At 57.8% G+C, this 16,189-nt stretch carries 6 protein-coding genes; 4 read left to right on the top strand and 2 right to left on the bottom strand.

Going from position 1 to position 16,189, the window contains the following annotated elements:
• Positions 1-25: 25 nt before the first annotated feature.
• The 4 genes from K5E40_RS16550 to K5E40_RS16535 all read left to right on the top strand — a co-directional run bounded on the left by K5E40_RS16550 (position 26) and on the right by K5E40_RS16535 (position 13,406).
• Positions 26-8,668: a GH36-type glycosyl hydrolase domain-containing protein gene (locus K5E40_RS16550; protein ID WP_221731753.1), complete on the top strand. Its 8,643-nt coding sequence runs from the start codon at positions 26-28 to the stop codon at positions 8,666-8,668.
• Between the two features lie 195 nt (positions 8,669-8,863).
• Entirely contained in the window at positions 8,864-10,534 is a 1,671-nt protein-coding gene (locus K5E40_RS16545; RefSeq protein ID WP_221731752.1) for a BCCT family transporter, read from the top strand.
• Between the two features lie 101 nt (positions 10,535-10,635).
• The gene (locus K5E40_RS16540) at positions 10,636-11,757 is read left to right on the top strand and encodes a mechanosensitive ion channel family protein (protein WP_221731751.1); all 1,122 of its coding nucleotides are present in this window, start codon (positions 10,636-10,638) and stop codon (positions 11,755-11,757) included.
• A gap of 161 nt (positions 11,758-11,918) precedes the next feature.
• The gene (locus tag K5E40_RS16535) at positions 11,919-13,406 is read left to right on the top strand and encodes a SulP family inorganic anion transporter (protein ID WP_221731750.1); all 1,488 of its coding nucleotides are present in this window, start codon (positions 11,919-11,921) and stop codon (positions 13,404-13,406) included.
• Between the two features lie 96 nt (positions 13,407-13,502).
• Here the strand turns inward: K5E40_RS16535 and K5E40_RS16530 are convergent, their stop codons facing one another.
• Positions 13,503-14,225 carry a 3'-5' exonuclease gene (locus tag K5E40_RS16530; protein ID WP_221731749.1) on the bottom strand — a complete coding sequence of 241 codons (723 nt, stop codon included), beginning with the start codon at positions 14,223-14,225 and terminating at the stop codon, positions 13,503-13,505.
• A complete protein-coding gene (locus tag K5E40_RS16525) occupies positions 14,225-16,099 on the bottom strand; it encodes a DUF294 nucleotidyltransferase-like domain-containing protein (protein ID WP_221731748.1) in 1,875 nt (624 codons plus the stop codon). The genes K5E40_RS16530 and K5E40_RS16525 overlap by 1 nt, the downstream gene beginning before the upstream one ends.
• Positions 16,100-16,189 lie beyond the last annotated feature (90 nt).

Below are 16,189 nucleotides of genomic sequence, written 5' to 3'. Positions count from 1 at the left end.
GCACACGTCTCAGATCAGGAGAAATATGACAAGCATAGGGACACGCATCAGGCTGTTGTTACCTCGTTTGGCTGCCGTTTGTCGAACCGGTAAGTTCCCCGGTCGCAAGTTCGCCTATGAGCCGATTCTGCGCGCCGAACTGTTCAACGCAGACCAAATGGCCAATCACGGCATCGCGCTGGCCAACCAGCATCAGGTCAGTGCCGTGTCCTCCCGCGATGCTCTACTGGGCAGGCTGGATGACAATGAGGTTGTGCTCAATCGCAGTTGCACCGCGCTGACACAGGCGCAGTCTTCCAGTCGCCCCGTCACCCCGGCCGCCGAGTGGTTACTGGACAACTACTTCCTTGTTGAAGATCACATTCGTACCGCCAGAAAGCATCTGCCCAAAGGCTATAGCCGAGAGTTGCCACGCTTGACCAACGGCCCTTCCGCAGGCCTTCCACGGGTCTACGACATTGCGCTGGAAACGATCTCCCATGGCGACGGCCGATTCGATGAGTTAAGCCTCAGGCGCTTCATCGTTGCTTATCAGACCGTCATGCCACTGGCGCTGGGCGAGCTTTGGGCGATCCCGATCATGGTGCGCCTTGCATTGATCGAAAACCTGCGCCGAGTGGCGTCACGGGTAATGGCAAATTCGGACGACCGAAACAGGGCGGACGACTGGGCCGAACGTCTGATCGAGGTCTCCGGTCGCGATGTAAAAAACGTCGTACTGACCGTCGCCGACATGGCTCATTCGGGACCCCGTTTGAGCGCTGCGTTCGTCGCCGAGTTTGCCCGCCGCTTGCAGGGCCAGAGTGTGGCTCTCGCCCTGCCCCTCAATTGGATCGAACAAATACTGGGTGAAACGGGCTCCAGCACAGAGCGTCAGGTGCACCTCGACGCGCAGCAACAGTCTGCCGACCAAGTGTCTATCAGCAATAGCATCGCAAGCCTGCGTCTGCTAACGGCCACCAATTGGCGCGAGTTTGTCGAATCGATGAGTCATGTCGAACAGACCCTGAAGAACGATCCCGCCGCCGTTTACCCATTCATGGATTTTGCCACCCGCGACAGTTATCGACACATGATCGAACGGCTCGCCAGGCGCAGCCATCGCTCAGAGATCCAGGTGGCCCAGATCGTCGTGGATCTGTCGAGACAGCAGCACGCCGCGGCACTCGACAGTGCGCTGCACAACCACATCGGGTATTACCTGATCGGTGCAGGCATCGGTGCTCTTGAGCGAAGGCTGGTCGCCAAGGTGCCTCTGCATGAGCGCTGGAAACGCCTTCTGCAGTTTTCTCCATTGATGTTTTACCTGACACCGGTTGGCGTTCTCACGCTGATTTTTGCCTTGCCATTGCTCGCGTCTGCAAGTCGCGACGGACTGCCCGACGTTGCCTTGCTGGCGCTGGCAGTGCCCTGCCTGATCATGACCAGTCGCTTGGCAATCAGCCTGATCAACTGGCTGGTGACCTTCAGTATGTTGCCCACGATATTGCCGAAGATGGACTACGCCGGCGGTATTCCTGAGGAAGCTCGCACGCTGGTAGCCATTCCTTCACTCATCGCCACGCGTGCCGATGTCGAGGAGTTGGTGGAAGGCCTTGAGGTCAGGTACTTGGCCAATCGTGACGGCAATCTGTTTTTCGCCTTGCTCACTGATTTTCTCGATGCGCCAGAAGAGGTCGAGGTTCACGACGCACAATTGCTGGCACTCGCCGCTCAGGCGATCAACCAGCTCAATCGTAAATATGCTGAAGGCACGGTCGACCGGTTTTTCCTGTTTCATCGATCGCGTTGCTGGAACCCCGGCCAACAGGTGTGGATGGGGCATGAACGCAAGCGAGGCAAACTCAATGACCTCAATGCGTTGCTGCGTGGCATGGGCGAGACGCGTTTCACGACGATTGTCGGTGACATACGCCCCCTTCTGTCCGTGCGTTACGTGCTGACCCTGGATACCGACACATTGCTGCCGCAGGATGTTGCTCGCCAATGCGTGGCAGCCATGATGCACCCACTCAGCCGGCCCTTGTTCGACACTCGCAAGGAAAAAATCGTATCCGGTTACGCGTTGTTGCAGCCGCGTGTCGGCATCAGCCTGGCGAGCACTCCGCGCACCCTGTACTCCCGGCTGTTTGGTTGTGACGGGGGTGTCGACCCCTACACCCGTGCGGTGTCGGACATCTATCAGGATCTGTTCCAGCAAGGGTCTTTCATTGGCAAGGGCATCTATGACGTGGATGCCTTTACCTGTGCGCTGGAAGGCTGCCTGCCCGATAACCAGATACTCAGCCACGACTTGATCGAGGGCTGCTATGCACGCTCGGGTTTGCTCAGCGATGTGCAGTTGTATGAGCAATACCCCTCGCGTTACAGCGCTGACATTAAACGCAGGCATCGCTGGATCCGTGGTGACTGGCAGTTAGTCCCATGGCTGCTCCCTTGGGCGCGCAATACACAAGGTGAATGGACGCGCAACCGCTTGGACGTCATGGCGCGCTGGAAGATTCTTGACAATCTACGGCGCAGCCTGGAGCCACTGGCATTGCTGTCAATGCTGGTCTGGGGCTGGTTTGCCAGCAGTGAACCCTTGGCCTGGACACTGGCGGTGGTCGGTTTGCTCGTCATCCAGCCGTTGCTCAGAACCTTTACCGATGTCCTGCAACCGCCACTGAACGTGCCTTATCGGGAGTACCTCAGAGCCCTTCTTGATGGGCTGGCACAAGACCTCGCACAGGTCTGCGCCACCATCGCGTGGCTACCGTTCGAGATGTACTACAGCGCTGGTGCCATTGCGCGGTCGCTGTGGCGGATGTTTTTCAGCCGGCGTTTGCTGTTGCAATGGCAGCCGTCCCGCGAGGTGGAGCGCAGTTCGGCGAATCGGCTGTCCGGACTCTACCGCGAGATGTGGTTTGGACCAGTGCTGGCGCTGATCGCGCTGGTCGGGTTATCGACTGATCCGCTCAGGCTGGCCATTGCCGCCCCACTGCTTCTGGCGTGGTTGGCTGGCCCATGGATCGCCTGGCGCCTGAGCGCCAAACCGGAGCACGCGACATTCACTCCCTCGCCCGAGTCGTTGCACTTTTTGCGGGTGCTGGCCCGTCGAACCTGGGCGTTTTTCGATGAGTACGTAGGCCCGCAGGACAACTGGTTACCGCCGGACAATATTCAAGAAGAACCTAAAGCGGCGATTGCACACCGCACCTCCCCCACCAATATGGGCATGGCGCTGCTCGCCCACTTGGCCGGCCACGACTTCGGTTATTTGAGTACCGATCGCCTGTTGCAACGCTTGGCCGCCTCACTGGACAGCATGAACGCGCTGGAGCGTCACCGGCAGCATTTCTACAACTGGTACGACACGCACACCTGCCAGCCACTGAGGCCGCAATACATCTCGACGGTGGACAGCGGCAACCTGGCGGGCTTGTTACTCACTTTGCGGGCGGGCCTGGTGCAACTGCCGGATCAACCACTCTTCGGCCTTTGCGTCATTAAGGGCCTGCGTGACACGTTGAACACACTGGCTGAAACCCAAGGCACGAAAGAACTGTGTGATCAGCTAAGCCCGGTCCTTGAGCGCGCCGCGCAAACCATCGAACCCCATGCCTTGCTGGATCACTTGCAAACGGCTAGGGCCATCGCCGCCGCGCAGGCAAACGCCGATGACGAAAGCGCCTACTGGCAGCGTGTGTTCATCGCTCAATGCGACGACTGGATTGCGACACTTGTTCGCTATCAACTGCCTGCGCCACTCAGCAACCACGAACCGTTCAGCCAAACGCTAAGGCAACTGGCCCGGCTCAACCGTGACGACTGGTGCGCCGAACACCATGATTGTATTGAGGCGGTACGTAAACGCGCCGGCGAGGCCATCAGCGTCCTGAACCGGTTGATCGAGCTGAGCGGCGACCTTGCGCAGATGGATTTCTCGTTGCTCTTCGACAGCAAACGCGATTTGTTCTTCATCGGCTACAACGCTGAAGAACGTCGCCTGGACACCGGCTACTACGACCTGCTGGCCTCCGAGGTGCGCCTGACCAATTTCGTGGTGATTGCTCAGAGTCAAATACCCCAACGGGCCTGGTTTACCCTGGGCCGATTGTTAGGTGTCTATGCCGGCGTACCGACCTTGATGTCCTGGTCCGGATCGATGTTCGAATACCTGATGCCGTTGCTGGTCATGCCCAACTATGACGGCAGTCTGCTCGACCAGACTTGTCGTGCCGCCGTAACTCTACAGATCGAACAAGGCAAAGGCCTGGGCATCCCTTGGGGCGTATCGGAGTCGGGCTACTACATGCTCGATACCCACTTCAATTACCAATACCGAGCGTTTGGCGTGCAGGCGCTGGGCCTAAAGCGCGGCTTGAGCGAAGACGTGGTGATAGCGCCCTATGCCAGTGCCCTGGCGCTGATGGTAAATCCCGAGGCGGCCTGCAAAAACCTGCAACGCCTGGCTAATCAGGGGGCGGCGGGACGTTTCGGACTTTACGAAGCCGTTGACTACACAGAAGCACGATTGCCTCGAGGCCAGCGGTTCGCCTTGGTGCAATCGTTCATGGCTCACCATCAAGGCATGAGCCTGCTCGCTTTGACGAGCGTGCTGCTCAACCAGCCGATGCAACGTCGTTTCGAGTCCGACCCGGCATTGCGATCTGCCCTGCTGTTATTGCAAGAGCGCGTCCCCAAGACCGCAGAGCCTTATCTGCAAACCGAACAACCGACAGCCGTGGGTGACAAAGGTCTAAACCAGGACAACAAACTGCGGTTTTTTGCCCATCCAGGGCATAAGCGCACCGCCGTTCAATTGCTCTCGAACGGCAACTATCATGTGATGCTCAGCAGTGCCGGCGGCGGCTATAGTCGCCGCAGCGACATGGCCGTGACGCGTTGGCGCGAGGACATCACGCAAGATAATTGGGGCACGTTCTGTTATTTGCGGGACATCGCCAGCGGCGAATTCTGGTCGGCAGCGTTTCAACCCACCCTGCGTCGAACAGAGAGTCAGGAGGCCATTTTCAGCGACGCTCGTGCGGAATATCGCGCGCTGGAAATGGATTACGACTCCCACATGGAAATCGTCGTTTCGCCAGAGGACGACATCGAGCTACGACGGCTGCGCATCACCAACCGGGGTACTTCTGCCAGGAAATTCGAGATCACCACCTACGCTGAAGTGGTACTGGCCGCGCCTGATACCGATGCCATGCATCCGGCGTTCAGCAAGTTGTTCGTACAAACCGAGTTGCTGTTACCGTTGCAAGCCATCCTTTGCAGTCGCCGGCCTCGGTCCAGCGTTGAGCCCACGCCGTGGATGTGCCATCTGTTGGCGGCGCACGGGGTTCATATCGACACGATCTCCTACGAAACGGACCGCGCCCGCTTCATCGGTCGAGGGCTTGACCTGAGTGCGCCTGCCGCGTTGGCGCATGAATGTGAGCAACTATCGGGCAGTCACGGCGCGGTGCTTGATCCGATCGTGGCGATCCGCTGCCGCATCACACTGCAACCAGGCCAACAGGCCACCATCGACCTTGTAACGGGCGTGGCTGACAACCGAGACGACTGCATCGCGCTGATCAACAAATATCGCGATCGACACCTGGCCGACAGGGTCTTCGATTTGTCATGGACCCACAGTCAGGTTCTGTTGCGCCAGCTCAACGCTTCACCCGCAGACGCCCGGTTGTTTGAGCAGATGGCCGCGTCGCTGCTCTACGCCAACGCCGCATTGCGCGCAGACAGCGCCATATTGATGAGCAATCGACGCAACCAGCAGGGACTGTGGGGGCAGTCGATTTCCGGCGATCTGCCCATCGTGCTCTTGCGCGTCAAAAGCCTGGATAACTTCGAGTTGGTCCAGAAGATGATTCAGGCTCATGCGTACTGGCGTCAGAAAGGCCTGGTGGTTGACCTGTTGATCTGGAATGAAGACCAGAGCGGTTACCGCCAGCAACTGCAAGACGCCATCATGGGGCTTGTCAGCTCCGGCAGCGAAGCCACGCTGATGGACCGTCCCGGTGGGATTTTCGTGCGTAGCGCCCAACAGATGTCGAATGAGGATCGCGTACTGTTCCTGTCTGTCGCGCGGTTGGTGCTCAGCGAAGGGCTGGGGTCAATTGGCGAACAAATCAACCGCCGACGCGTAGCACCGGTCTATGCTCCATTCGTGGCGACACGTCAGTACCGCCCCACCGCAGCGGCAAAGCGGCTTGCGCCAATCCCTCCTCCGCTAATACTGGACAACGCCTATGGCGGTTTCAGTGAGGATGGCTGCGAATACGTGATCAACTCGACAGCCACCACCCCCACACCGGCGCCTTGGGCCAACGTCATCGCGAACGCGCAACTCGGCACTGTGATATCCGAGTCCGGCAGTGCCTACACTTGGGCGCAAAACGCGCATGAATACCGGCTCACACCCTGGCACAACGACCCGGTTACCGATCCCAGCGGCGAAGTCATCTATTTGCGCGATGAGGAGACCGGGCATTTCTGGTCAGCCACTCCCCAACCCTGCCCTGGCGCGGGTCACTATCAAACGCGCCACGGCTTCGGCTACAGCGTTTTCGAGCGTGAAGGCGACGGAGTCAAAACAGAGTTGTGGGTGTACGTCGCACTCGATGCACCGATCAAATTCTCACGGCTGGTGGTGCGCAACATGTCCGCACGCACCCGAACACTCACGGTGACGGGGTACGTCGAATGGGTACTAGGCGATTTGCGCAGCAAGTCAGCGATGCATGTGGTGACACAATCCGATCCGGTCAGCGGTGCGTTATTCGCTCGAAACGCTTACTCGGTCGAATTCGGTGAGCGTGTGGCGTTCTTTGACACCGACACAATCGACCACACCATCACCGGCGATCGCAGCGAGTTCATTGGCCGCAGCGGCACTCTGCAATCCCCCGCAGCCATGCGGCATGCAGGACTGTCCGGGCGCATCGGCGGAGGCCTGGATCCTTGTGCGGCGATTCAAATAGCCGTGACACTCGCGCCTGGGGAAAGCACAGAAGTGATTCTGCGCATGGGCGCAGAGAAGAACGCTCAAGCGGCGACTCAATTGGTGCAGAGCTATCGGGGCGCCCAGGCTGCCGCCACACAGTTAAAGAAAGTTCGAGAGCACTGGCGTTCGCTGCTTTCGGTGATCCAAGTGAAGACACCGTTAGCCGGGCTGAATGTGATGCTCAATGGCTGGCTGATGTACCAGGTCATTGCCTGCCGCTTCCTGGCCCGCAGTGGCTATTACCAATCGGGTGGTGCGATCGGATTCCGCGATCAGTTGCAAGACAGCATGGCCATGATTCATGCAGACCCTGCAACGGTACGCGCACATTTATTGCTGTGCGCCAATCACCAGTATCAGGAGGGTGATGTTCAGCATTGGTGGCATCCACCACTCAATCGCGGCGTGCGCACGGCCTGCTCGGACGATTTCCTGTGGCTGGTGGCGGCCACCAACCGCTATGTGGAGATAACAGGTGATCTGTCTGTGCTGGACGAGCCTGCCGGATTTCTGGAAGGCCGCGAATTGAACAGTGGCGAGGAGTCCTATTACGACTTGCCGGGCGTGTCGGACTTGCGCGAGCCACTTTATCGCCATTGTGTTCGCGCGATCGAGCACAGTCTGCGCCGTGGCAAGCACGGATTGCCGTTGATGGGGAGTGGCGACTGGAACGACGGAATGAACCGTGTCGGTTATCTCGGCGAAGGCGAAAGTGTGTGGCTGGGGTTCTTTTCTTGTGACGTGCTCAAGCGTTTCGCCGCTGTCGCGCAGCGCTACGGTGATGATGACTTTGCACAACGCTGTAACGAAAATGCCAGGCTGCTCAGCGACCATCTGGAGAAAGCGGCGTGGGACGGCGCCTGGTATCGCCGTGCATGGTTTGATGACGGCCAGCCATTGGGTTCGTCGATCAATGATGATTGCCGCATCGACTCCATAGCCCAGAGCTGGTCAGTCCTGTCGGGTGTGGGGTCGGCAAACCGTCAGCGCTTGGCCATGCGTGCGATGGATCAGCACTTGGTAAAACCCGAAATTCGCGCCGTGTTACTGCTTGATCCGCCGTTTGACAAAGGCGAACAAGACCCCGGTTATATCAAGGGCTATGTGCCAGGTGTGCGAGAGAACGGCGGACAATACACCCACGCCGCAATCTGGGCGGCGATGGCGTTTGCTCAGTTGGGCGATACCGACAAAGCCTGGGAATTGCTGAACCTGATCAACCCCGCCGACCCGCTCAACAACGCCAGGATCGAGACCTACAAAGTCGAGCCCTACGTGATGGCCGCCGATGTTTACGCCAAAGACCCCCACGCCGGGCGCGGCGGCTGGACGTGGTATACCGGCTCGGCGGGCTGGATGTACCGCTTGGGGGTGGAGTCACTGCTTGGCCTGCAACGCAGCGGCAACACGCTCAAGATTGAGCCGTTGATCCCGCAGGATTGGCCCGGGTTTACGCTGACCTACCGCTTTGGTGCAACCCAGTACCATTTCGAAGTCAGCCAGGGCACGACAGACACCACCTCAATGACGCTCGACGACCAGCGCGTTGAAGAAGATGCACTGTTGTTGATCGATGATGGCATCGAACACCGGGTTCACATCGAGTGCCGCGTTCGCTCGCCTGGCCGGCAGCAGCGCGAATATGCGAAAGCGAACGATGAGTAGATATATCTGTCGACGTATAGGTGTCTGGATAAATCTATTCATTTCTACGTCGATATTGATTGGAGATTTCGATGGATTCTCGGGATTTGTTTCAAAACTTGTTAGGATAGACCGGCAAATTTCTCGTTTAAACATAGGAACAGCGGGGCTACAGACCATCGCACGCACAAGCGTGCCACTACCAAGGAGGCTCTCATGGGGAAAAACCCTATGGATGATCTACCAGCTAATTCTCAATCTGCCAGTGAGGATGGCATCCCGGCTCCAAGCGGAGCAGCCAATCTGATCGATACCGACTACGTCATCGGTCAAGACAATATCAAAGGTGAGTTTTCGTTCTCGCTCGATATCCACGGCAAAGTTTTCATCATCTCGGCAGCCACGATCGTGCTCTTCGTCATCTTGACGCTGGCACTGCAAAACGAAGTAGAGCCACTCTTCAGTTCGATCCGTAACTGGTTGACCAGCCATTTGGCCTGGTTCTTCATGAGCGTCGCCAACATCTTTGTAGTGCTGTGTCTGGCGTTGATCGTTTCGCCACTGGGAAAGGTTCGATTGGGCGGCCGCGATGCCAAGCCTGATCACACGTATCTTGGCTGGTTTTCAATGCTCTTCGCCGCCGGCATGGGCATCGGTCTGATGTTCTACGGCGTTGCCGAACCCATGTCGCACTACGCGGCCTCGATGGGGGGCGTCACACTCGACGCCAACGGGGTTCGTACTGACTGGGCGCCTCTGAGTGGCGCAGCAGGCGATATGAAAGGCTCAGCCGAACTGGCCATGGCCACGACGATCTTCCACTGGGGCCTGCACCCTTGGGCGATCTACGCGATTGTTGCTCTGTCGCTCGCGCTGTTCTCCTATAACAAAGGCTTGCCACTGTCGATTCGTTCGATCTTTTACCCATTGCTGGGTGAGCGGGTCTGGGGCTGGCCGGGGCATATCATCGACATCCTCGCGGTATTCGCGACACTGTTCGGGTTGGCGACGTCCCTGGGCATCGGCGCGGAACAGGCCGCAGCGGGGATCGAATATCTCTTTGGCATCAAGTCGACAAATCTCAGCAAAGTACTGCTGATCATCGGCATCACCATGGTCGCGTTGTGGTCGGTGCTTGCCGGCCTGGACAAGGGCGTCAAGGTGCTGTCCCAGATCAACATGGGCCTGGCCTTGCTTCTGCTCGGGTTCATCATTGTCGTGGGCCCTACCCTGGCCATCTTCACGGGTTTTTTCAAAAACCTGGTGAGTTATGCCGAGTATCTGCCCGCCCTTTCCAATCCTTTTGGACGAACCGACACTGAGTTCACCGAGGGCTGGACGGCGTTCTACTGGGCGTGGTGGATCAGTTGGTCGCCTTTTGTCGGGATGTTTATTGCCCGGGTGAGTCGCGGTCGTACCGTGCGAGAGTTCCTGGTCTCCGTTCTGCTGGTGCCTACTGTGGTTTCGGTACTGTGGATGACGACGTTCGGCGGAACGGCGATTGATCAAGCGACCGTTCAAGGCTTTGTGGGCGTTAAAGATGCCGTCCTGGAACTGAAGCTGTTCGCCATGCTGGGGCATTTGCCGCTCAAGGAAATCACCTCATTCCTGGGCATTGTTCTTGTCATCGTCTTTTTCATCACGTCCTCGGACTCCGGCTCGCTGGTGATCGACACCATTACCGCGGGTGGCAAGGTCGACGCGCCTGTTCCGCAGCGTGTTTTCTGGGCAGTGATCGAAGGTGTGATTGCTATCGCGCTGCTGCTCGGCGGTGGTTTGGTCGCACTACAGGCAATGGCGGTCTCCACCGGTCTGCCTTTCGCTATTGTGCTGATGGTGGGATGTGTCTCTCTGGTCAAAGGACTGCTGTCTGAACCCCGATCCTGATGCGTCATTGCTTTTAAATGGATAGGTGAGTTCGATTTACCTGCGAGACTGTGATTTCGTTATTCGATTACATGTCTCGCAGGGCTTTACTGGAGACCTGCATGCTACAAAACACGATTGACCTCTTTGTAAATTACAGTTTTCTGGGGATCGCTTTAGGGCATTGGCTACTGGCACTCCTCGCAACAATCCTCAGCTTCATTCTGGCCAGAACGGCCATTCGATTTGCCCTCAAGAAAATCCGAAAGAGATCCTCGCTACCCGACGCAGACTTCAGTCACATCGCGCTCGAAGTGCTTTCGGTTACCAGCAACACCCTTTTGTTTTTAGCCTCGGTCCTTATCGGCATCGGCTTTCTTGATTTGCCTGAGCGCTGGATGGGGCGTGTCAGCAGTCTGTGGTTCGTGGTAGCGGCCTTGCAAGCGGGCCTTTGGGCGAACCGTGCGATTGCATTGGCGCTAGCACGCTACTTTCGACGCCATGGCACTGCCGAGACATTCCAGGCCAGCGCCCTGGCGACGCTTAGCCTATGGGGTGCGAAAGTATTTCTGTGGGTCGTCGTGGTCATGGCAATGCTGTCAAACGTCGGGGTGAACATCACCGCCTTCGTTGCCAGCCTTGGCGTAGGCGGTATTGCGATTGCGTTAGCGGTGCAGAACATCCTTGGAGACGTATTCGCCTCCCTCTCCATCGCGGTCGACAAGCCTTTTGAAGTGGGCGATTTTATTGTCGTCGGCTCGCTGTCCGGTACGGTCGAACATGTCGGTCTGAAAACCACACGGATCCGCAGCCTCGGTGGCGAGCAGATCGTGATGGCGAATGCGCAAATGATCGGCAGCACCATACAAAACTATAAACGCCTGCAAGAGCGCCGCATTGTGTTTGAGGTCGGCCTGACCTACGACTGCTCTGCCCAACAGGTCAAGGAAGTACCGCAACGGATTGAGAAGATCATCAAAGGACAAAAGCTGGCGCGGTTCGACCGCTCGCACTTCCGCAGTTTCGGCGATAGCGCCCTGGAGTTCGAAACGGTGTATATCGTGCTCGATCCCAGCTACAACGTTTACATGGATGTTCAGCAAGCAATAAACCTGGGGATGATGGACGCTTTTGCCGAACTGGGCGTCAGTTTTGCGTTCCCTTCGCGCACTGTTTATGTCGCTTCAATACCGGATGCCAAGGCTCCCAAGACGGCCAACCTGGCCGCTGAACAGCACCGTTGATGCAGTGATCGAGCAAAAACCGGCCCGCCTCCCTGCTGCGGTCCAACTCTGCTGCGCGCAATTTTTGCCGTAGCGAACCCACAACCAACTGGATACAGACACGCCTGCATGGCTCAGCGCTCTGAGCTGCGCGTCATGACGTGCCTGCAATGGGTGAATCAATGCTTGAACATATCAAAACCGCTTGGCTATCAAACATCCGGGCGGATGTACTCGCGGGTCTCGTCGTTGCGTTAGCGCTCATTCCTGAAGCTATCGCCTTCTCCATCATTGCCGGAGTCGACCCCAAGGTTGGCCTCTACGCCTCTTTCTGTATCTGTACCGTCATCGCCTTTGTCGGCGGTCGCCCGGCGATGATCTCTGCGGCCACCGGCGCCATGGCATTGCTGATGGTGAACCTGGTCAAGGATCACGGTCTGCAATATTTGCTGGTTGCCACACTCCTCTGCGGCGTCTTGCAGGTCATTGCCGGTTACCTGCGACTAGGCGAGCTGATGCGCTTCGTTTCGCGCTCGGTCGTGACCGGATTCGTCAATGCACTGGCGATCCTCATTTTCATGGCGCAACTGCCGGAACTCACCGGCGTCACCTGGCCTGTTTATGCAATGACGGCCGCAGGTTTGGCGATCATTTACCTGTTCCCACTATTACCGGTCGTGGGTAAGGTGCTGCCCTCGCCTTTGGTGTGCATCCTGGTGCTTACCGCGATTTCCGTGTCGATGGGGCTCAATATCCACACGGTCGGTGATATGGGATCGCTGCCGGACAGCCTGCCGATCTTCATGTGGCCTGAGGTGCCGCTGAATCTGAACACCCTACTCATCGTGCTGCCTTATTCCGCCGCGCTGGCGGTGGTGGGCCTGCTGGAATCGATGATGACCGCCACGATCGTTGATGATCTGACCGATACGTCCAGCGACAAGAGCCGCGAATGCAAAGGCCAGGGCGTTGCCAATATCGTGAGCGGGCTGATTGGCGGTATGGCCGGTTGCGCGATGATCGGCCAGTCGATGATCAACGTGAAGTCGGGCGGCCGCACTCGCCTGTCGACGCTGAGCGCGGGCGTGTTGTTGCTGATCATGATGATCTTCCTCGGGGACTGGCTGGCGCGCATACCGATGGCCGCACTGGTGGCGGTGATGATCATGGTATCGATCAGCACGTTCAGTTGGGGCTCGATTCGCAACCTCAAGCAATACCCGTTGTCCACGAACGTTGTAATGGTCGTGACCGTGATTGTCGTCGTTGCCACCCACAACCTGGCGTTTGGTGTGATCGCCGGGACATTGCTGGCCGCCATGTTCTTCGCCAACAAGATTGCCCACTACCTGGACATCACCTCCAGCCGTGATCCCGAGCATCGCCACCGTACGTACTATGTGACCGGGCAAGTTTTCTTCGGCTCGGCAGATCGCTTTGCCAGCGCGTTCGACCTCAATGAACAGCTCGAAACGCTCACCATCGATCTGCGCGAAGCGCATTTGTGGGACATCACCGCCGTCGCGGCCTTGGACAAAGTGGTGCTCAAGCTTCGTCGTGAAGGCATTCAGGTCGATGTGATTGGCATGAACCGGGCAACAGCCACGCTCGTGGATCGATTCGGCGTGCACGACAAGCCCGATGGCATTGACACGCTGATAGGCCATTAATCGACAGGCCCTGCCCCTTCTGCGCTTGCGCAACTTGACGGGTGCAGGGTGATCGATGGCCCCTGAGTTCGACAGCTCAGTGATTGAGAGGCGACCTCAATTCCACAGTGCCTCAATCGGCGTCGACGGTGAATAGTGGTTGGCGATCTGTGCCTGTAACAGTTCGGCAGCCGCCAGGGCATCGGTCAAGGCATGATGCGCGTGGTAAGCCGGCAGGTTGTAGCGCGCGCGACTGTCGGCCAGCCTTATTGAAAGCCTGGGCCGGCGCAGCAGTCGGTCGAGCCAGGTTCGCTTTTGTCGATGCATGCGTGCTTCCAGTTGCATTGTGTCGATAACCGGAAATTGCACGCCCTCCCCCAACAGAAGGCGAAGCGCCTGATCGAGGAAGCCCCGCTCTATGTTTCGGTAATGCACGACCATGACTTTACCGGCCATGGCTTCCAGCAGCTCCCCGACGATCTCGGAAAGCCGCGGGGCGTCCAGAATGTCGGCGTGGGTGATGTGGTGGAATGTGACCGATTGGTCATTGAGCTCGGACGGCGGTTGTATGACCCAATACAACGCCTGACCACAATGTATCCGCTGCAGCGTGAACGGGATCAGGCCAATGCTGACAATGCTGTGGGCTTGGGCATCAAGACCGGTCGTTTCAATGTCCATCGCCAGCAGTTGCACCTGCTCTATTGAGGTCTGTGGCGGCACAGACCCGGCCTGATAGAACTTCTTCAGATGGGGATGGCTCACTGCCTCTGCCAATACCTGAAACCTTGCAGCCCAGTCTATTTTCTCGAACTGTCGATCGACCTTCACGGCGCTCATTACGATTGACGCCCCTTGAGTGGGTAGCGGAATCGCAAGAAATTCTGCGCGTTGCTCAAGACCTGAAACGCATCCTTGAGGTTATGCCGTTCGCTGGTGGAAAACCGCTCCGGCTCGATGTAGTTGTCGGGTAGGGTTCCTTGCTCCAGCGCATCAGCCTGGTGCCGGATCCGGACCATGGACAGGAACTCCAGAGCGTAACGCAGGTGCATCAATGCGTCCGGTGGCATGAGCTGGGTATTGCTGATGGCATCAAGGCGATCAAAGGAGTTTTGCGCCGTGCTTGCGCAAGCAAGGGCGTGGATGCGGATAAGGTCAGTCAGCGGCGCAGTGCCTCGGCCCTTGAGGTTGATGATGCCTTTCTGCCGGCCGTCTGTTTCCACCACGAACGTGCGGAAAAAGCCCAGCGGCGGCGTCCGATTAAGTGCGATCCGGGCCAGGGCATGGAGAAAACCTGGGTTGGTACTGGATTTACTGGCGCACAAATTCTTGAGCTCCTGCACTAACTCCAGTTGACCGTAGACCCCGTCCAGATCGAAAAAAATACAGCTGTTAAGCAAGGTGGCCGGATTGGGCTTTTCGATCCATTGCTCAAAGTACGCGCGCCAGACGCGTAACGGTTGCCGCCATTGATCGTTGGTGGCCATGATTCCACCCTTGCAGTAGCTATAACCGCAGGCGGCCAGGCCATCGCTGACAAATGTGGCCAGGCGCTTGAAGTATTCATCATGCTGAACGGGGTCGAATCGATCATCGAGTACTAGGGCATTGTCCTGGTCGGTCACCAGCAGCTGCTCGTCTCGGGCCATCGAACCCAACGCCATGAAGCAATACGGCACGGGGGGTGGCCCTAGCTGTTTTTCCGCCAACTCGATCAAACGCTGAGTGAAGGCACGGCCAACACCTGCAATCGCGCTGCCAATCATGTGCGCTGTAGCGCCGTCACGCACCATGCGGATGTAGGTCGCGCGCAGATCACGCAACAGTGATCGCAGGCCCTCGACTGAGGTTTGATTGGAGATCCGGTTGACCAGGTACAAGCTGCTTTGGGATTCGTACCGGATGATGTCCGACAGATTGATCAGACCCAAGGTCTTGCCTTTAGAGGCGACCGGAAGGTGATGGATATTGCGTCGCAACATGACCAGCATGGCCTCGAATACCGAGTCATCGGCCTGAATTGCCGCCGGATCGGTCGACATGATTTCGCTGATGCAGGTAGCGCTGTCACTTCGTCCCTCTGCGACCACCCGAGTGCGCAGATCGCGGTCGGTGACAATGCCGACCATTTGCGCTTGCGGTCCCTCAGGCCCCATGACCACGACGCAAGAAACGCTTTGCTCGGTCATCACTTTCGCGGCTTCATGAACTGAAGTGTCGCTGCTCACCCACACCAGTTCACGCGATATCAAGGCGCGGCATTTCAACTGGATGAGCTCACTCGCGCGGCCCTGTGCCTCGACGGCGGTCTGTAGCCTTGAGTGACCTTCAGCCTCGACGAAGTCAGCGAACGCGTCATGCTGCGCGCACAAGTCTGCAAACATATCGGCGGGAATAAAGTAGATCAGGCTGTCTTCCAGAGCTCTTGCGGGAAAACGAACTTTGTTGCTGCGTAATAAGCCCGCCTGCCCGAAGATATCGCCCTCGACGAGGCGGTTATAGAGATCGCCGTTGCGCCGATAAATCTCCACGGCGCCGCTGCGCACGTAGTGCAAATCATGAATGACGGCGCCGGCCACAAGAATTTCGCTGCCGGCCTTGAAATAGCTGACGTCGATACGCCGGGCGATTGCGTCCAGCGACTCCTGAGGCAACTGATCAAAGGGAGGGAAACGATGAAGGTGGTCGCGAATCTCCTGTAACTCGATTTGCATGGAACCTCGGAGATGATCAAGAAAAAGATGACTGAGCCTGGCACCTGCCTATGGGATCTGGCGCGCTGAAGACAGCGCTTACCAGACCAT

It is taken from the genome of Pseudomonas baetica (genome assembly GCF_019733355.1).
Lineage (GTDB): Bacteria > Pseudomonadota > Gammaproteobacteria > Pseudomonadales > Pseudomonadaceae > Aquipseudomonas > Aquipseudomonas baetica_A.
This window is presented reverse-complemented; position numbering and strand designations above follow the sequence as displayed.

Excerpts from the sequence above, each read along its gene's own strand:
- K5E40_RS16545 (WP_221731752.1), top strand. The coding sequence starts at position 8,864 with ATGGGGAAAAACCCTATGGATGATCTACCAGCTAATTCTCAATCTGCC.
- K5E40_RS16535 (WP_221731750.1), top strand. The coding sequence starts at position 11,919 with ATGCTTGAACATATCAAAACCGCTTGGCTATCAAACATCCGGGCGGAT.
- K5E40_RS16550 (WP_221731753.1), top strand. The coding sequence starts at position 26 with ATGACAAGCATAGGGACACGCATCAGGCTGTTGTTACCTCGTTTGGCT.
- K5E40_RS16525 (WP_221731748.1), bottom strand. The coding sequence starts at position 16,099 with ATGCAAATCGAGTTACAGGAGATTCGCGACCACCTTCATCGTTTCCCT.
- K5E40_RS16530 (WP_221731749.1), bottom strand. The coding sequence starts at position 14,225 with ATGAGCGCCGTGAAGGTCGATCGACAGTTCGAGAAAATAGACTGGGCT.
- K5E40_RS16540 (WP_221731751.1), top strand. The coding sequence starts at position 10,636 with ATGCTACAAAACACGATTGACCTCTTTGTAAATTACAGTTTTCTGGGG.